The organism is Saccharothrix violaceirubra, from assembly GCF_014203755.1.
GTDB classification, from domain to species: Bacteria; Actinomycetota; Actinomycetes; order Mycobacteriales; family Pseudonocardiaceae; genus Actinosynnema; species Actinosynnema violaceirubrum.
In genome coordinates, this window is sequence record NZ_JACHJS010000001.1 from 2,772,788 (window position 1) to 2,791,034 (window position 18,247).

The following is an 18,247-nucleotide window of genomic DNA, read 5'->3' on the forward strand; positions in this document are numbered from 1 at the left end:
CCGTCGCGGTGACGTGCCGGGTCCTGGGCATGGCTCGGCAGCCGTGCTACCGGTGGCGTGCCCAACCGGTCACCGTCACCGAACTCGAGCGGGCGTATCGGGCGAACGCGCTGTTCGACGCGCACCGCGACGATCCGGCCTTCGGCTATCGGTTCCTCGCCGGCGAAGCCCGGCAGTCAGGGCGGCCGATGGCCGACCGCACAGCGTGGCGGATCTGCTCGTCGCCGGGCTGGTGGTGCGCGTTCGGCAGGAAACGCAGCCGCAACGGCAGGAAAGCCGGTCCGCCGGTGCACGACGACCTGGTCCGGTGCGACTTCACCGCCACGGCACCGAACCGTCTGTGGGCGGCCGATATCACCGAACATCGCACCACAGAAAGGAAACTGTATCTCTGCGCGGTCAAGGACGCCTGCTCCAACCGGATCGTGGGCTACTCCATCGACTCCCGGATGAAGTCACGCCTCGCCGTCACCGCGCTCACCAACGCCGTCGCCCGCCGCGGTGACGTCGCCGGTGGCGTGATCCACACCGACCGCGGATCCCAGCCAGTTCCGATCAAGGAAATTCGTCCGTGCGCTCGGACGCCACGGGCCGACCGGCTCGATGGGCAGGGTCGCAGCAGACCCAGGCCTCGCCCTCGTGGCATGAAATCCGGTGTCCGGTCTTCGGGGACAACATCAACCGGCGGCGTGATCGAGCACGGTTCACACGGTACGGCGAACGGTGCGTAGGCGGTGGTCCAGTTCGGCGGCCTCGGGGTCTGTCGCGTAGCGGTCGCGTGCGCGTGTCCAGTGCGACACGGCCTCCTCGGGCGCGCCGAGCGCGGCGTGCGCGTCCCCGGCTCCGGTCAGGGCGCGGGCCGCCTCACGCCGTTCGCCGATGTCGTCCGCCGCGGCCAGTGCCATTTCGTGGTGTGCCAACGCTTCTGCTGCCCGGCCCAGTGTCAGCAGCACGCCGCCGGTGTCGTTGAGTACCCCGATCCGTTCGAAGTCACCGGTCGCCTCCAGGGCTGCCGATGCCTCCTCGTAGTACGTCAACGCCTCGTCGTGCCGGCCGAGTGCGGCCTGTGCGGCACCGAGGTTGGCCAACGCCAATCCCGCTCCGTAGCCGAATCCTGCCTCTCGTGCGATGGCCAGCGCCTCGACGTGCAGCGGCACCGCTTCCTCGACGCGGCCGAGCAGGCGGTGCGCGTGGCCGATGTTGTCCAGCGCCAGGCACTCGCCGGTGCGGTCGCCCACTTCGCGCGTGATCTCCAACGACCGCTCGTAGTGCACCAGCGCGTCCTCGTGCCGGCCCAGGTATCGGCTCACCAGGCCGACGTTGGTCGACACCCGTCCTTCGCTGAGCCGATCACCCGTGTCGCGGGCGATCCGTAGCGCCTCCTCGTGGCAGGACAGCGATTCCTCGTACCGGCCCTTCAAGGTGTGCACGTTCGCCAGGTTGCCCAGCGCGCGGCCCACCGCGACCACGTCACCGGCGTCCCAGTACGCCTCCACGGCGCGTGCCAGGTACGCGCCCGCGCGGTCGTACGAGCCCTGCCGCGCGGCCGAGATGCCCAGGTTCATCAGGGCGTGCCCCTCGTCCAGCCTGCTGCCGCGCGCCCGACCCGCCACCAGGACGTGCTCCTGCAACGCCACGACCGTGTCGTACCGGCCCACGGTGTCCAGGTGGCGGTTGAGGATCGTGGCCAGGTCGGCGGTGTGCTCGGGCCACCGGCGTGCGTCGTGGCAGGCGATCGCCACGAGGTTCGGCAGCTCGACGTCCAGCCACGCACGGGCCGCCTCGACGGTGTCGGGCGTCGGGAGGTCCGGCGTCACGGCCGCCAGTCGGGGCCGGCGGCCCTTCTCGAACGGGTACAGCAGGTCGACGGCAGCCAGCGCGGCGAACCGGTAGCGGTCGAACAGGCGGCCGACGGCCGCGCGGGTGCGGCTCGGCGGGTCCTCGATGGCGGCCCGCTCCCGGCCGTACGCGCGGACCAGGTCGTGTAGCCCGTAGCGGTCGCCGCGCCGCTGGACCAGGTGCGCCGCGGTCAGCGCTGCCAACAGCGGTCCGACTTCGGGGCTTCCGGCGACCGCGGCCGCCGCGTGAGCGTCGAAGTCCGGTCCTGGGTGCAGCGAGAGCAGGCGCAGCGCGGCGCGGGCGTCGGCGGGCAGGCCGCGGTCCGACAACGCGAGGGCGGCCCGTGCTCCCCCCTCCAGTGCCAGGCCGGTCAGGGACTCGAGGTAGTCGACGAGCGGCCAGTCCGGGTGGTCGCGCAGGTGGCTGCCCGCGATCGCCAGCGCCAGCGGCAACCGACCGACCAGTTCGGTGATCCGCGTCGCCGTCTCCGGGTCCTGGTCGACGCGGTGGCCGCCCGCCGTGCGGCGTAACAGGTCCAGCGACTCCGCCGCGTCGAACGCGTCGAGTTCCACCCGCACCGCGGCGGGTTCGTCCGGTCTGCGTCGGGTGGTCACGAGCGCGACGCAGTGCGGTCCGTCGGGCAGCAGCGGTCGCACCGATGCGGCATCGGCGGCGTTGTCCAGCACCACCAACGCGCTCGCGCCCCGCAGCAGGTCCCGGAACCGCGCGGCCCGCGCCTCCAGGCCCGGCGGCACACGGTCGCCGGGTACGCCCAGCGCCCGCAGGAACTCGCCCAGCACGGCCGCCGGGTCGGCCGGCGGCGCGACCGGGTCGAACCCGCGCAGGTCCACGAACAACCGCACGTCACGGCCGTACCCGCGGCGCGTCAATCGGTGGGCGGCGTGCACGGCGAACCGCGTCTTGCCCACACCCGCCATGCCGTGCACCACGACCAGGGGCGCGCCCGCTTCGACGATCGCCAGGTCCGCCGCCCTGCCTACGAAACCGGGCGGGTCCGGCGGCAGGTCGTCGTACGCCGCCACGATCGCCGCGCGCACCGCGTCGCCGCGCATCGCCCGCAACGCCGATCGCCATGCCTCGACGTACCCGGCGTCCGGTCGCAACACGTGGACGACCGCCGCCAGAAGTTCCTCGTCCATCCGCCTGCGTCCGGTGCGGAAGCAGTCGGCGACGGTGCTGCGGCGCGGCACCTCGCCGCGGTCGCGCCACAACCCGGCGACCCGGGTCGTGATCACGGCGTAGGACGGGTCGCCCGCCCAGACCTTCAGCAGCCGCAGGCAGGTCACCAACCCGTCGAGGTCGGTGGCGGTCGTCGGGTCGGGTAAGCCGAGGTCGGTCACCGAGGTCCCCCCGCGTCGTCGGCGAGGGTCCGACCGTAGTCCATGCGGGGCAGCCGTCGTCCGGGATCGTCCGGGAACCGGCCGACGCGCACCCGGACGGTCGACGATCGAAGCGCCGGCCGGGGGACCAGGCACGGCGGACAGGGGAGGAAGACCGTGGCTGACGTCAACATCGGATACGACGGACTCCAGCGGGCGGCCGGGCAGCTGCGGGCCGGGTACGGCGAGATGGCCGACCGCTTGCGCGCTTTGCGGACGATGATCGACCAGCTCGTCTCCAGCGAGTTCCGCACCCGACTGGCCTCCGGCCGGTTCCAGGAGTCGTACCAGCAGTGGACCTCGGGCGCCGAGAACATGATCAGCGGTCTGGAGGGCATGTCCGGGTTCCTCGACGACGTGGCGCGCGAGTACCAGGACCTCGACCAGCGCCTCGCCGGCGGTGCGGGCGGATGAGCGTCGTACTCCGGTTCAGCGTGCGCGCCGACCGCGCCGGCGACGGGTCCGACGTCGAGCTGGCCGCGGCACCGGGCACCGCGGTGGGCGAGCTGCTCGACCGGCTCGACGCGCGTGGTCGACCGTGCTACGTCGGGTCCACCCGGCTGGACCCGACGGCACGACTGGCGGAGGTCCCGCTCGTGCCCGGTGCCGTGCTCACCGTCGGCGCACCCGGCCCCGTGGCGCGGGCGGTGCCCGACGACGCAGCCGGGGACGCGGTGGTCGTGCTGACCGCCACCGCCGGCCCGGATTCGGGGCTCGTGGTGCCGCTGGCACCCGGCCGGCACGTCGTGGCGCGTGCGTCGGGTGCGGCGGTCCCGTTACGGGACACCGACGTCTCACGGGGCGGGCACGCGCGTCTCGACGTCTCGTCGGCCGGACTGATCACCGTCACCGACCTCGGGTCCACCAACGGCACCTATGTGAACGGCGTCCGCGTGACCACTCCGGTCGTCCTCGCGCCGCGCGCCGTGCTCCAGGTCGGCTCCGACGAACTGGCGTGGGCGCCCGCGAGCGCGAGCGCACGGCGGCGGATCGCGCCGGACCGCCGGGTCGAGTTCGACCGCGTGTTCACCGCGACGCCGGAGATCCCCGAACTCGTGCTGACCCTGCCCACACCACGCACCACGGACGACGGCACGACCTCGACCGCGTGGATCGGCCTGCTCGCCGGCGCCGCGTCCGTCGCGTTCGCGATCGGCACGGGTCGGGCGTGGCCGCTGGTGTTCGGGCTCATCGGCCTGCTCGGCTACCTCGCCATCCGGGAGAACGAGCAGAAACGCCGCAAGAAGGCGGAGTCCACTCAGGACCGGGAGCGTCGGGCCGCCGTCGCGGAGCTGGCCACGCACCTGGACGCCGAGGCCCGCGCCCGCGCCGCCCTGGCACCCGGCCCCGCGGAGATCGCCGACGCGGCCACCGGCGCGTCACCGCACCTCTGGCCGCGACGCGCCGACCTGCCCCACGGGCTGGAACTGCGCCTCGGTCACGCCGATCTGCCCGCGTCGGTGCGCCTGTCCGGCACGCCGTGGCCGGACTTCCCGGCGGCGGTGCTGCGCGCCGCGCCGGTCACCGTCGACCTGCGGGCCACCGGCGTGCTCGGTGTCGTCGGCCCGCACCGCGACGGCTGCCTGCGCTGGCTGCTGGTGCAGCTGGCCGTCCTGCGCGGACCCGACGACCTGCGGCTGGTCGTGATCACCGCCGACGACGGCCACGGCCTGGCCTGGACGCGGTGGTTGCCGCACGTCGACGGCGGCGACGCCGGTGTGCCGTGCCTGATCGGCAACACCCCGGACACGCGTGCCGCCCGTATCGCGGAGCTGCGCGGCCTGATCGCCCACCGCCGCGCCGACCGCGTGCCGGCCGGCGCGGAGGTCGTCGTCGTGCTCGACGGTGCCTCGACGTTGCGTGAACTGCCCGGCCTGGCCGACGTCCTGCGCACCGGGCCCGCGGTCGGGGTGCGCGTGGTGTGCGTGGACCGGCACGCCGTCAACGAGTGCGCCGCCGTGCTCGACACCGGGGATGTGGCGCGCCTGCTGGGAGTGGGCGACCCGCTGCCGCTCACCCCCGACGTGCTCGACCCGGCCACCGCCGACCGCCTCGCCCGCGCGCTCGCGCCGATGCGCGACCGGCTCGCCCGTGCCTCCTCGCGCGAGGCCGTGCCCGCGCACGCGCGGTTCCTCGACCTGGTCGGCATCGGCATGCCGACCGCCGACGACGTGTTGCGCGGCTGGGTCGGTCGCGGGCCGCGCACGGCGGTGCCGCTGGGCGCGGACGAGAGCGGCGTGGTCTCCGTCGACCTGGCCCGTCAGGGACCGCACACGATGCTGGGCGGTGCGACCGGCGCGGGCAAGAGCATCCTGCTCCAGACCCTGGTGACCTCGCTGCTGCTCGCGAACCGGCCCGACGAGCTGAACCTGCTGCTGGTGGACTTCAAGGGCGGCAGCGCGTTCCTGCCGTTCGAGCACTGCCCGCACGTCGTGGCGCTGGTGCGGTCGACCGGCGAGACCGCCGCGGACGTGTTCGACGAGGCGGCGGCGGCCCGCGTGCTGACGTCGATCCGCGCCGAGGTCGGCCGCCGGGAGTCGCTGCTGGCCCGCTACGACGGCGAGATCGACCGGTACTGGGCGCGGCGTGCCGCCGACCCCGGCCTGCCGCCGCTGCCACGCCTGGTGATGGTGTTCGACGAGTTCGCCCGCGTGCTGGAGTCGTCGCCGGACTTCCTGCGCGAACTGGTGAACGTGGCGGCCAAGGGCCGATCGCTGGGCATGCACCTGGTACTGGCCACGCAGTCGTTGCAGGGCAAACTCTCACCCGAGCTGAAGAACAACGTCTCACTGCGGATCAGCCTGCGGCAGAACGAACCCTCTGACAGCGTCGAAGTGCTCGACGTGCCCGACGCGGCGACGCTGCCCGGATCGCTGCGCGGGCGTGGGCTGATCGTGTGCACCACGGCGGAGTCCCGGCTGCCGCACACGTTCCAGACCGGCTACCTCGGCGACCCGCCGCCCGACGGCGGCACGCCGGACGCGGTCGTGCGGGTGCTGGGGTGGACGGAGGTCGGCACGCCCCGACCGGCGGTGGCGCGGCCCGCCGACAACCGCGCCACCGACCAGGCGCTCGTGCTCTCGGCGATCGAGGAGGCCGGTCGGCGGCTGGACCTGCCCGCGCCGTTCCGGCCGCTGTGGCCGGCGCTGCCGGCCGACCTGGGCGCCGACGACCTCGACGGTCCGGTACCGGCGACGGCCGTGCCGTTCGGGCTGCTGGACGACCCGGCGGCCCAGGCCCGCCCGACGGACTTCCTCGACCTGGCGGGGACGGACCGCCTGCTCGTCGCGGGCGGACCGCAGTCCGGCCGCACGACGTTCGCGCGCGCCTTCGTCGCCGCGCTGGCGACCCGCTTCGGACCCGACCAGGCGCACGTCTACGTGGTCGAGCGACACCCCTCGGGGCTGACGGACCTGGGCGATCTCCCGCACTGCGGCGGGGTGTTCGGGCCGGGCGACCCCGAGCGGCTCCGGCGGCTGATCACGTGGCTGGCCGCGGAGACCGGGCGCCGCGCGACCGCCGGGCGTCGCGGGCCGCACGTCGTGGTGGTCATCGACGGGTGGGAGCTGCTGGAGGACCACTCGGACCCCGCCTACACCCCCACTTCGCTCGTCACGACGCTGCACGACGTGGTCGCCAAGGGTGCGCCGCTGGGTGTGCACGTCGTCGCGATCGGCGGGCTGGACATGCTCAACCACCGCCTGCCCGCCCTGTACTCGCGGCGCCTGCTGCTGCCGTTCCCCAAGGAGGAAACCCGACGCGCCCACCTGACCGCGACGACGGCGAGCCCGCCGGCGGTACCCGGTCGCGCGGTCGACGCCGCCACCGGGCGGCACGTACAGTTCTGCCGACCGCCTGCGGTGGTCGTGCCTCGGACGGCGGAATCCGGTGCGCCACGACGATTCCCGCCGCTGCCCACGCGCGTCGACGCCGCCGTGCCGGCCGATCGGCCGTCCCCGACGTGGATTCCGTTGGGCGTGGGCGGACCGGACGCGGCGCCGCTGGGCGTCGACCTGTTCGGCGGCACCCGCGGCGTGCTGCTCGTGTCCGGGCCCGAGGGCTCGGGCCGCAGCACCACCGCGGCTTCGGTGGCCCGGTCGCTCTCGGCGGTCGGCGTCCCGGTGCTCGCGCTCGCGTCGCCGCGTTCGCCATTGGGCGGGACGCGGGACCCGGGCGTGCACGTGCTCACCGGTGCGGGGCTGCCCGACACCGAGTTGCGCGCCGCCGCGGCGGACCTCGGACCGCGCTACGCGGTCGTGGTGGACGACGCCGACCAGATGTCCGTCGTCCCCACGCAGGAGGGGTTCACGGACGCGCCGACGTTGCTGGACGACTTGGCGAACCCGGCGGTCCGGGGTGACCGGGTGCTCGTCCTGACCGCCGACGCGGCGCCGCTGGCGACCGGCTTCCCCGGTCCACGCGCCCGGCTGGTCCTCGGCGCGCTGACCACCGGAGTGCGGCTCGTGCTGTGCCCGACGGACCGGGCGACCGCGTTGGCCCACAACCTGCACCTGGAACCGGACCAGTACCTCGACGGCCCGCCCGGTCGCGGCTACCTCGCCACCGCGCGCACGGCCGTCCCGATCCAGGTGGCGATCGCGTGAGCACGGGGGTGTCCGAGGTGGACGGCAGGCTGATCGGCGGGCGCTACCGCCTCACCCGGCGGACCGGGCAGGGAGCCAACGGCGTGATGTGGCACGCCGTCGACGAGGTGATCGGCCGCGAAGTCGCGGTCAAGGAGATGCGCCCTCCCGGCGGTCTGACGGCCCACGAGCGGGGACTGTTCGTGGCGCGGGCCCTGGGCGAGGCGCGCACCGCCGGGCGGATCGACCACCCCGGTGTCGTCGCCGTGCACGACGTGCTGCCCACCGACGACGCGGTCCACCTGGTGCTGGAACTGGTCCGCGCGCCGAGCCTGGCCGAGGTGCTCGACCGGGAGGGACCGCTGCCGGCCGAGCGGGTCGCCGTGCTCGGCGGGCACATCCTCGACGCGCTGCGGGCGGCGCACGCCGCGGGCGTGGTGCACCGGGACGTCAAGCCCGCCAACGTGATGGTGCTGCCCGACGACCGGGTCAAGCTGGTCGACTTCGGCATCGCCCCGACCGTTGGGGACGAGCGGTCGACCCGCGAGGGCGTGCCCGGTTCGACGGGGTACATGGCGCCGGAGTTGTTCGACGGGGCCGAGCCGTCGGCGGCGAGCGACCTGTGGGCGTTGGGCGTCACGCTCTGCCAGGCGCTGACCGGCGTCGGACCGTTCGAGCGGGACACCGCCGCGTCGACCGTCCACGCGATCCTGTTCGCGGACCCGCCGCCGTTGTCCGGACCGCCGGCCGAGGTGGTGACCGGCCTGCTCACCCGGCCGGTGGAGCGCCGGCTGGACGCGGCGGGCGCCGACCGCCTGCTCCGCGCCCCGGCCACCGGGGGAGCCCCGACGGCAGAACAGTCCACTGGGGACTCCCGGGTCACCGCGCTGTCGTCCCGGCGACCCGACGTGCCGTACCGGACGCGGTTGCGCCTCGTGCGGCCACCGAGGTCCGGCACCGTCGTGCGGGCCGGGTTCTTCGTCGTCGCGGTGCTGTTCGTGGTACTCGCCGCCACCCTCCCGCTGCCCGTGGGCGTGTGGGCGGTCCTGGGACCGTTGTCGCTGATGTCGGCCATCACGTTCCACCTGCGCTTTCCCCACAGGTGGTGGGACGCAGTCGAGTTCCGGGAGCGAGGCGTCGTCCTGCTGCGCACGCACCGCCGGGGCGGCGGGACGGTCGTCCACGACCTGGCGCTGCCGTGGTCGGACATCACGGGCGTGGCCGGTGCGGCCGTCGGCGCGCGCACGCGACTCAGCCTGCACATGGCGCCGCGACCGAAGGCCGAGCGCAAGTCCGAGCCGTTCCGCGGCTTCGTCGGCCGGGTCGCGCCCGACCGGTCGTTCACGTGGGTGGTGGGCGACCTGGAAGCGCCCCCGGACGAGGTCGTCCGGCGGGTGGGCGACGTCGCACCGCCGACGATGCGCGTGCTCGGACCGGCCGAGGCCGTCGGCCCGGTCTACCTGAGGCGCGACTCCTACGTCGTGTCCGCCGTCATCGGTGCGCTCGTGCTCGTGGCGACCGTCGTGGTCGCGCTGCCGAACGTCCGCCACGACTACGCGGAGCAAGTGGCCGCGGACAGCCGCTTCACCGTGCTCGCGGCGTCGTTGCGGGGCAACGCGGTGGCCGCCGGAGCGGCCGACGGCACGGTGTCGTTGTTCCGGACCGGTGCCACCGCGGCGCACGCCGTCGTCCGCGGCACCGCACCCGTGAAGCTGCTCGTGCTCACTTCGGACGGGACCACCGGTGCGTCCGCGGACGCCGACGCGGTGCGGGTGTGGAGCGCGGACACCGGCGAGGTCGTCGGCACCCCCCTGCCGCTTCCCGCGCGGGCGCTGGCACTGGGCGAGTCGGGCGACGTGCTGGCCGTGGCGGGCGAGGACGCGGTGCGGGTGTACACGAAGCGCGACAACGGATTCGCGCCGGCAGCCGTCATCGACGTCGCGCGCGACCTCGGTCTGATCGCGGTACGCGCCGAGCGCACGCGAGCCGAAGTGGTCGGCCTGGACGCGCACGGCACCGGCCATCGCCGGGTGTTCGGCTACGACCGGCTGAGCGGGGTGCTCGACCCCGTGCCGTCGCCGCCGGGCGAGGTGGTCCCGCCCGGGACGCCCTCCGGGGTGGTGCTGACCGCCGACGGCATGTCCTGGTCCCTGCCCACTTCGACGGCGGACGTCGAGGTGCGTCGTGAGAGCGGGCAGTCCTACGCCGTGCCGACGGGGCACACCGGCGCGGCGCGTGTGGTGGCTTTCCCCGACGACGACGCGCTCGTCACCGCCGGGCCGGACGGGATCAAGGTCTCCGACGTGGTGGCGGGCACGGTCGAGGCGTCGTTCGACCCGGACGGGGAGATCGCGGTCGCGACGGCGGCCATCGGCGACGACCTGCGTGTGCTCGTGTTCCTGCGCCCGGACGAGCCGGGCCTGTGGATGTGGAAGACCGGGATGCGAGGGGGATGTGATGGCCGAGCAGGGTGACCGCCTGGGCGGGCGGTATCGGGTGACCGGGGTGTCGGGGCGAGGCGCGGTCGGGGTGGTGTGGCATGCGGTGGACGAGCTGATCGGCCGCGAAGTAGCGGTGAAGGAACTGCGCCCGCCTGCTGCGGACCGGGCCGCGGCGGCCGAACGGGCGTTGCGCGAGGCGCGCAACCTGGGACGGCTCAACCATCCCGGCGTGCTCGCCATCCACGACGTCGTGCCACCATCGTCGCAGGACGAGGCCGTCTACCTGGTCGTGGAGCTGGTGCGCGCGCCCACGCTGGCCGATCTCGTGGCATCGGACGGCGCGTTGCCGCCGAACCGCGTGGCGGCGCTGGGCCTGCGCGTGCTGGAGGCGCTGACCGCAGCGCACGACCTCGGCATCGTGCACCGGGACGTCAAGCCCGCCAACGTGATGGTGCTGACCGGGGACCGGATCAAGCTGGTCGACTTCGGCATCGCGCTGGCCGCCGGGGACGAGCGGTTGACCCGGGACGGCGTCGTCGGCTCGCCCGGCTACCTGGCGCCGGAGCTGTTCGAGGGCGCGGACCCCTCGCCCGCGAGCGACCTGTGGTCCCTGGGCGTCACGCTGTTCCACGCGGTCGAGGGCACCGAGCCGTTCGACCGGGGCACCGCCGCGTCCACGATCCACGCCGTGCTGTACGCGGACCTCCCGCGGCCGACATGCGGGGGCCCGCTCGCCGAGGCCGTCACGGGGTTGTTGGACCGCGATCCCGCTCGTCGGTTCACGGCAGCCGACGCCGTGGCGCTGCTGGAAAAGGGCAGTGCTGACGATGGCGGCCCGGCCGTCGCGCCGCGGCCGCGGTGGGAGGCGAGCGCGACGACTGTCTCCCGGGTGGAACCCCGGCGGCGTCACCCGGATCGTCCCGCGTTTCCGGTGGTGCGTCCGGGTTGGGACCTCGCGTTCCGGTGGGCGACGGGTGTGGGCATCGTGGCGTATGCCGTGTTCGTGGCCTGGCGGTTGGTCGACCGGGTCGCGGACGGTGACGTCCGGGTGCGGTTGCTCGCTGTGGGCGCCGCCGTCCTTTTCGGACTCGCGGCCCACATGAGGATCATCGGTCTGCGGTGGCACTCGGTGGAGGTGTCAAGGGAGGGCCTGACCTTTCTTCGCGCGCCCCGGGGGCACCGGTTCGACGTGGCCTGGGAGCGGGTGCGGTCCGTGGACGTCGCCGATGTCGCGCACCGCACGCGGTCGGGCAGCGCCGCGCACGCCCGGCTCACCGTCCGGATGCGGGTGACGGAGGAGCGGGTCGGCTGGAACCACAGCGGTTTCCAGCCCGTGGCCAAGGTGGGCGACACGATCACCGCCACGCTCGCCGACCTGCGCGGTCCGAGCGCCGACGTGGTCGCGGAACTGCGCCGGTTCGCGCCACCGGTCGTCACGGTCTCCGGGCCCGCCGACGGCATCCGGCCCGCACCGGAGGTGGTGGACCGCTGGTACCTCCTCCTGCCGAGACTGGTGCTGATGTTCGGCCTGCTGGCGGGACTCACCTGGTTCTTCACGAGGGTGATGTGAGTGGGAACCGCGGGTGGGCTGTTGGCCTGCCGTTACCGGCTGGACCGGGTGAGCGGTCGCGGGGCGGCGGGTGTGGTGTGGCACGCGGTGGACGAACTGATCGGCCGCGAGGTCGCCGTGAAGGAATTGCGCCCGGCGACCGACGGGGTGCCGGGCATCGGCGGGCCCGCCCGCGCGTTGCGCGAAGCCCGTGCGCTGGGTCGGATCTCGCACCCCGGCGTCATCGGCATCCACGACGTCGTCACCGAGGACGACACCGTGTACCTGGTCGTGGAACTGGTTCGGGCACCGGCGCTGGAATCCGTGCTCTCCGAAGGCCCGCTGTCACCGGAGCGGGTGGAGGTGCCGACGGCACGCCTGCTCGACGTGCTCGCCGCCGCGCACGGACACGGCGTCGTGCACCGGGACGTCAAGCCGGGCAACGTGATGCTGCTGCCGGGTGACGAGGTGAAGCTGGTCGACTTCGGGATCGCGCTGACCGCGCGGGACGAGCGGTTGACCCGTGAGGGTGTGCTGGGCTCGACCGGGTACCTGGCACCGGAGTTGTTCGACGGGGGAGAGCCGTCCGCGGCGAGTGACCTGTGGGCGTTGGGCGTCACGCTGTACCAGGCCCTGACCGGAGTCACGCCGTTCGAGCGCGGCACGGAAGCGGCGACGCTGCACGCGATCCTGTTCGCCGACCCGCCACCGCTGCCCGTGACCGGTCGGCTCGCCGACGTGATCACGGGATTGCTCACGCGTCCCGTCGAGCGGAGGCTGACCGCGTCGGCCGCGGTCGCCCTGCTGCGACGGACCGAAGCGTGGGACCCGCGGGCTACCACGGTGTCATCGGCGCCCCGGAGGCCGGGCGAGGCGCGCTACCGCGTCATCCGCCCGCACCCGGCCCTGGTCGTCTCGGCGGCGGCGCTGATCGTCGCGCTGTCCTCCGTCGTGCTGGTGGACCTGGTGCTCTCGGGCCGATTGCCCTGGTGGACCTTGGTCTCGGTAGTGCTCCCGTCGGCCGTGGCTGGCGGGGAGGCACATCTGCGCCATCTGCGGCGCTGGTGGGACACCGTCGAGGTGTCCGCACGCGGTGTCGTGCTGTCCCGGACGGGGGACCGGCGCGAGCGGGTGCTCCCGTGGCCGGCCTTCTCCCGGCTGGAGGTCGCGAAAGTGCGCACAGGAGCCCGGCTCACCATCGGCGACGTTCGCGTGGACGTCGCGCGTCCCGCCGCCGAGGTGGTACGGGACCTTACCGGAATCGCACCGCCGGGCGTGCTGGTGAAGGCCGGCGTCGCGACCCCTGTGCCCCACGCGATGCCCACCCTGTCGGCGGGTGTGGTGTTCGTGGCGCTGGTGCGGCTCATCGAGGTGCCGGCGCAGCGGGAGCCCCTGGTCGACTCGTCGAAGCGGTACACCGCGCTGGGCGGGGCGGCGCGCGCGGACGTCGTGGTCGGCGTCGCGGACGACCGCACGGTGGCCGTCCTGCGCACCCGGACGGCCGGCGCCGTCGCGGAGACCTTCAGGCCGCGGGGTGGCCCCGTCGACCTGATCGCGGTGAGCACCGACGGGACGACGTTCGCGTCGAGCGGCCCGGACGGCACCACGATTCACGGCACGGCTTCGTTGCGCACCCTGGTCGGCGGTGCGCGCGACCGGGCGGCCGGGCTCGCGTTGGACGAGCACGGTCGCGTGGCCGTGCTCCTCACCGGGGAGCCGGGCCGACGCGTGATCAAGGTGCTGGGCACGGACCGCGTCGCCGAGCCGGTGACGATCACCGACCGGACCGGGGACGTGTCGGCGGTGCGCGTCGTGGTGCCCCCGGGGGCCGACCGCGTGGAGGTCGTCGGCGTCGACACGGCGGGCGGCCACCACACGTGGACGTTCACGGACCCGACCGACCTGCGACCGGGTCCGGCCCGGCACCGCGACCCGCCGGCGGACTGGCCCGGCGGACCCGCCGCCTTGACCGAGGACGGCCGCACGTGGGTCGTCCCGGCGGGTCCCGGCTCGGTGCGGCTGTACGAACCGGTCGGGTTCACGGTCCCGCCGGGCGACTCGCCGTCCGCGCGTTCCCGAACCGCGACAGCCTCCTCACCCAGGGAACGGACGGAACCCTGCGCACCCACAGCCTCACCACCGGCGTGACCACCACCTGCCTGCCCTGCGCCGACCCGAGGTCGCCGAGCCCGACCGACGGTGGCCGCACCATCGCCTACCTGACCGCCGACGGCGGCGTGGGCCTCTGGCACCCCGGTGCCTGACCCGAGGAGACCCCAATGGCACCAGGATTCGGCGCGAACACCGCCGCCGTGAAGGAAACGGCCCATGAGCTGGCCCGCATCGGTGTGGACGTCGGCGACGCGGTCAGGGGCATGGGGCAGCCGGAAGTCGCGGAGGAGGTCAGGGAGTCGTTGCGGCGATTCCTGGAGAGGACGTCGATGGCGTCCACCCGGGCGGGACGACAAGTCGTCCTGGCGGCGCGACGGTTCCGCGCGGTGGCCGACGAACTCGCGGACCTCGACGCGAGCCTGGCGGGCGACGTGCCGACGGAGAACCAGCGATGAGGGATTTGTACGCCTTGGATCCGGACGGCGTCCACCGCGACATGTGGGTCCTGTCAGACCTCGATCCAGGCAGTGTCGGGCAGAGTGTGCGATTCCTGCGGAATCAGGCCGTGCGCTACGACAAGAACGAGCAGCGGCTTCGTGCGGTCTCCAGTGGCAGTGGCAGGATGGAGATGCGCGGCGACTACGCGCGCGAATACACGCGAGTGCTGAAAGAACTCCCTGCCGGACCTCGCCGCCTGGCCATCGCGTACGCGGAAGGCGCCAAAGTTCTGGACGACTACGCTGCCGTGCTCGCCCGGACGCATGCGGAGGTGCATGCCGCCGCGACGACCGCGCAGCTGGCCGACACCGGGTATCGCGGTGCGCTGGCTGCTTTTTGCTCGCTCGTGCCCGTGACTCTGTCGGGCACGGGAGTGTGGCGCGGCCTCAACCAGCAGAGTGCGCGAACGCTGAGCGCCGGCCTGCCTCCGCCGGTACCGGACTACGCCGTGAAGCTGGGCAGCCAGGCAGAGCAGGCGGAGACGACGCGGCGTAACGCGCAGCGACAAGCACTTTTCGCCACGGCCTGCCACCGGGCCGCGGCGCTACTCTGCGCGGCTGCCCTCGACTCGGCCGCAGATTTCGCGGGCGGGCCAGGGGGCGACATCGGACGTGGCGGGCGTCCGGGCGGCCAACGGCATTTCCTGTTGTCAGCGCCGACCCTGTCCGATCCAGGGCAGTCGCGGGACGGCCGCGCGAGAGGCGACTTTCGCGTGCTGCGCAGATGGGCCCGCAAATTACGGGCGCAGGGTGTGGCCTCGGTCCGCGAGATGGACGGCAATTCTGTGAAGGACAGTAGACGGCGCCCACGCGAACGTGCGATCACGACTGCGCGTTATCGTAGGGGTGAATTCGAAAAGGTCGTCAAAGTCTACAACTTCAGCGGTCAGAAGCACGACTGGACGCCGGCCGACAGGGCGCCGGACCGCCCGGACAAAGGACGGCTCTTCGAGACTTCGCCCGCGCCGTCCTACGATCCGAAGGCGCGCGACTGGAGCGTGGACGGGGACCGTGACCGGACGCACGACGCGGAGGCGAAGTTGTTCGAAGACCTTGCCCGGCTTCACCTCCGCGAGTACAGCGGCTTGTCGGCGAGCGAGGTCGACCAGGCGCTGGAAAAGGCGGCGAGGCAGGTGAAAAGCCTCGACTCGGTGGATGGCAAGTTTTATGAGCCTAATTTGCGTGGGCAATTGCAGCGCACCCAGGATCGCCTCGATCTTGCCATATCGGAACTCAACAAACGTGCCTCGAAGAAGGCAGAGGGGAAGGGCGGCTCGTACTCCCCGTTCGTCGCCGAGGATATTTCGGGTGATCTTCGAATGATTGTCGACCTGCCATCGGCGAAACTCGACGGTGTGCCACCGGAATTCCAGGTTTGCCTGTCGTGTCAAAAGGTCATGATAGCCTACGAAAGCGCTTTCCCCGGTGTGCGCCTGGAAGTCGTGAACCTTGACGGAGAAAGGCTTTACCCACCGTGAACAGTCCCAACGCGGACGATCGCGTCCGCGCGGTGTTCGACCGAATGGTCGCCGACGGCCTGCGCCGCGATTCGTTCCAGGGCGCGTCCGACGAACGGATCGACCGCATGGCCGCCGAACAGGGCGTGGCCCGCGTGCCCGAGGCCGTCCGCGAGGTGCTGCGCCTGATCGGCATCCGGTCGGGCCTGTGGCTGGCGGGCACCGCCTTCGGCGTCGAGGAGATGACCGGCGAACGCAAACGGCACGCGATCGCCTCGCTCGGCGGACTCGACCACGACCTCGTCGACGCGGAGGGTCTGCTCGCGCTGACCGCGCACCAGGGCTACGCCTACCACGTCGTGGACGGTGCGGACCTGGACCGGGACGACCCTCCGGTGTGGAGCGTCGTGGAGGGCGAATCCGTCACGAAGGCGTGGGACAGCGTGTCCCGATGGTTCGCCGCGACCGCGCCGGACGTGGCGGACCTGCGCGACGTGCTGGACGTCATGGCGGAGATGGGCAAGAACCTCCCGGCCTGGGCCCGGGACGTCGAGCCGCGGTGACGTCCAACGGCTCATCTGGCACCGGTGACGTGGCGACGAGCGCATCGGATGCCGCCGGGTCGATCGGCGTCGCCGCGCCGTTCGTACTGCCCGTTTCGCTGCCTTCGACGTCGAGGCCGCACGATCATCGGCAGACGGAGTCAGGTTGTCCCCTTGAACCGGACACCGGATTTCATGCCACGAGGGTGAGATCTTGACGATAGCCGACGCGGGCCGGTGCCACGCCCCTCAGCCGTAGGGGCGGTCCGCCTCCACGTCGTAGAAGGTGGTGCGTCGGTCAGTCACCTTCTTGATCCTGACCTTCTCGCCGATCCCGCGGAATGCGTCCAGGGTCCGCAGCAGCGACTGGGTGGTCATGCTGTGGTACAGGGTGAAGGTGTCCATGGCGATGTCCAGGTGGACGACGATCTCGTCGGTTTCGCGGACCTCGTCGTCCTCGTGCTCGTGCACCACGACGGTGCGGTGGCCACGTTGGATCGGTCGCACGACGAGCCACTTGTCGAGCGAGTACGTGTGTGTCTTGCCGCTTCGACTGCGCACCAGGAGTTGCCGGGCATCCCGGTCGACCTCCACCGCCACCACAAGCCGCCGCGTGTTGGTCCACTTCGAGATCCCCCGCCACGCGAACACGGCCACGCCCACACCGGTCCAGAACGCGACCCCCGGCACGAGGAACACGAGCACCGCCGTCACCGGGGCCAGCACCGCCACCGGCCGCACCCCCGGCTCCCGGTACCACTCGCCCGGCTTCCCCCGCCATATGCACTCCATGGTCATCAGGATGGCCGTTCCCCTGCCAGGGCACCACGGTAGTTGTCAAGTCAAGTGAGGTCGTCCTCGGTGACCGGACACCGGACTTCATGCCACGAGGGCGACGCCTCGACGACGGCCGACACGGGCTTCGTGCGGGGTGCGGTAGCCGAGTGTCGAATGTAGACGGTCGTGGTTGCGGTAGCCCGGGCAGGCCAACACATCCCGGCGGGCGTCGTCGCGGCTCTCCCGGACCGTCGTGCCGATCTCGGTCTTGAGGGTGGCGAAGAACGACCCGAAGCACGACCCGGTCCGCCCCACCGGCGGCCCGATGCCGTGCCCGGTCAGGGTGCAGCGGAACGGTCCGCAGGTGTGTTGCGAGCCGCGGTCGGCGTGAATGATCGCGCCGTCGCCGGTCAGGCCACCTCGGACGGCCAGGTCGAGGGCGCCCGGCTCGGCGCGCATGTGCTCCGCCATCGCGTGCCCGACCACCTCGCGGTTGTGCAGGTCGATCACCGCGGCCGGGTGGATCCCCCTCCCGCGTGGGCAAGTACGTGACGTCCCCGACCAGTCGCCTGCCCGGCGCCGGGGCGGTGAAGCCGCGGCCGATCAGGTCCGGCACCGGTGTCGCGACGGCATCGGGACTGGTCAGGGACCTGCGTCGTCTACGGGTGAGCCCGACGACCCCACGCTCGCGCATAAGACGACCGCCCCGTTTGTGGTTCACCCGGCGACCTCGGCGGCGCAGCGCGACGACGATCTGCGGACGCCCGTAGGCGCCCCGGTGACCGGCGTGGACCCCGCTGGTCCCGGCGGCCGGGTCCTCGTCGGCCACAGCCCGCTTCGTCCCGGGTCCACGACGTGCCGCCGGTCTCCGGCGCGGCCACGAACGAGTACGGCCATCCCGGGATCATGCGGTGCTCGCCTCTGCCGCGTCCGTGGACGTGGCAGAACGTGCGGTCCGGCCAGGTCGCCCGCCGGCCTGCCTCCTCGAACGAGGCCGCGTCGAACCCCGCCCGATCCCACACCCGCCGCGAGGAGAGGCGACCTGGGCTG

12 protein-coding genes and 1 pseudogene are annotated in these 18,247 nt (G+C 73.0%); 9 read left to right on the top strand and 4 right to left on the bottom strand.

Annotated features, from left to right (window positions below):
- Positions 1-29 precede the first annotated feature (29 nt).
- A complete protein-coding gene (locus F4559_RS13290) occupies positions 30-731 on the top strand; it encodes a DDE-type integrase/transposase/recombinase (RefSeq protein ID WP_184668813.1) in 702 nt (233 codons plus the stop codon).
- Here F4559_RS13290 and F4559_RS13295 read toward each other — a convergent pair.
- Positions 705-3,200, bottom strand: a complete 2,496-nt coding sequence (locus F4559_RS13295) for a tetratricopeptide repeat protein (RefSeq protein WP_184668814.1) — start codon at positions 3,198-3,200, stop codon at positions 705-707. The genes F4559_RS13290 and F4559_RS13295 overlap by 27 nt on opposite strands.
- A 156-nt stretch (positions 3,201-3,356) precedes the next feature.
- Here F4559_RS13295 and F4559_RS13300 point away from each other — a divergent pair, with 156 nt between their 5' ends.
- From F4559_RS13300 to F4559_RS13335, 8 genes are all read left to right on the top strand, one after another.
- The gene (locus F4559_RS13300; RefSeq protein WP_184668815.1) at positions 3,357-3,653 is read left to right on the top strand and encodes a WXG100 family type VII secretion target; all 297 of its coding nucleotides are present in this window, start codon (positions 3,357-3,359) and stop codon (positions 3,651-3,653) included.
- Positions 3,650-7,843, top strand: coding sequence for an FtsK/SpoIIIE domain-containing protein (locus F4559_RS13305; RefSeq protein ID WP_184668816.1), 4,194 nt, complete (start codon positions 3,650-3,652; stop codon positions 7,841-7,843). The genes F4559_RS13300 and F4559_RS13305 overlap by 4 nt, the downstream gene beginning before the upstream one ends.
- On the top strand, positions 7,840-10,296 hold the full coding sequence (locus F4559_RS13310) for a WD40 repeat domain-containing serine/threonine protein kinase (protein ID WP_184668817.1): 2,457 nt from the start codon (positions 7,840-7,842) through the stop codon (positions 10,294-10,296). The genes F4559_RS13305 and F4559_RS13310 overlap by 4 nt, the downstream gene beginning before the upstream one ends.
- Positions 10,280-11,833, top strand: a complete 1,554-nt coding sequence (locus tag F4559_RS13315) for a serine/threonine-protein kinase (protein WP_184668819.1) — start codon at positions 10,280-10,282, stop codon at positions 11,831-11,833. Before F4559_RS13310 ends, F4559_RS13315 begins: the two co-directional genes overlap by 17 nt.
- The gene (locus tag F4559_RS13320) at positions 11,834-13,960 is read left to right on the top strand and encodes a serine/threonine-protein kinase (RefSeq protein WP_184668821.1); all 2,127 of its coding nucleotides are present in this window, start codon (positions 11,834-11,836) and stop codon (positions 13,958-13,960) included.
- Between the two features lie 131 nt (positions 13,961-14,091).
- A complete protein-coding gene (locus tag F4559_RS13325; protein WP_184668823.1) occupies positions 14,092-14,379 on the top strand; it encodes a Rossmann-fold NAD(P)-binding domain-containing protein in 288 nt (95 codons plus the stop codon).
- Positions 14,376-15,899, top strand: a complete 1,524-nt coding sequence (locus tag F4559_RS13330; protein ID WP_184668825.1) for a hypothetical protein — start codon at positions 14,376-14,378, stop codon at positions 15,897-15,899. Before F4559_RS13325 ends, F4559_RS13330 begins: the two co-directional genes overlap by 4 nt.
- Positions 15,896-16,441 (top strand): hypothetical protein, encoded by a 546-nt coding sequence (locus tag F4559_RS13335; RefSeq protein WP_184668827.1) that lies wholly within the window; start codon positions 15,896-15,898, stop codon positions 16,439-16,441. Before F4559_RS13330 ends, F4559_RS13335 begins: the two co-directional genes overlap by 4 nt.
- Before the next feature lie 228 nt (positions 16,442-16,669).
- On the opposite strand, the gene F4559_RS34950 is transcribed toward F4559_RS13335, so the two are convergent.
- The 3 genes and pseudogenes from F4559_RS34950 to F4559_RS36710 all read right to left on the bottom strand — a co-directional run.
- A complete protein-coding gene (locus tag F4559_RS34950) occupies positions 16,670-17,212 on the bottom strand; it encodes a hypothetical protein (protein WP_184668829.1) in 543 nt (180 codons plus the stop codon).
- An 87-nt stretch (positions 17,213-17,299) separates the two neighbouring features.
- Positions 17,300-17,707 (bottom strand): hypothetical protein, encoded by a 408-nt coding sequence (locus tag F4559_RS34955; protein ID WP_184668831.1) that lies wholly within the window; start codon positions 17,705-17,707, stop codon positions 17,300-17,302.
- Between the two features lie 154 nt (positions 17,708-17,861).
- Positions 17,862-18,026: pseudogene (locus F4559_RS36710) on the bottom strand (IS3 family transposase); the annotation flags it as partial.
- Between the last annotated feature and the right edge of the window lie 221 nt (positions 18,027-18,247).

What these genes read in the sequence shown, in the direction of transcription:
- F4559_RS13290 (WP_184668813.1), top strand. Translation starts at nt 30, where the DNA reads ATGGCTCGGCAGCCGTGCTACCGGTGGCGTGCCCAACCGGTCACCGTC.
- F4559_RS13305 (WP_184668816.1), top strand. Translation starts at nt 3,650, where the DNA reads ATGAGCGTCGTACTCCGGTTCAGCGTGCGCGCCGACCGCGCCGGCGAC.
- F4559_RS13315 (WP_184668819.1), top strand. Translation starts at nt 10,280, where the DNA reads ATGGCCGAGCAGGGTGACCGCCTGGGCGGGCGGTATCGGGTGACCGGG.
- F4559_RS13325 (WP_184668823.1), top strand. Translation starts at nt 14,092, where the DNA reads ATGGCACCAGGATTCGGCGCGAACACCGCCGCCGTGAAGGAAACGGCC.
- F4559_RS13330 (WP_184668825.1), top strand. Translation starts at nt 14,376, where the DNA reads ATGAGGGATTTGTACGCCTTGGATCCGGACGGCGTCCACCGCGACATG.
- F4559_RS34950 (WP_184668829.1), bottom strand. Translation starts at nt 17,212, where the DNA reads ATGGAGTGCATATGGCGGGGGAAGCCGGGCGAGTGGTACCGGGAGCCG.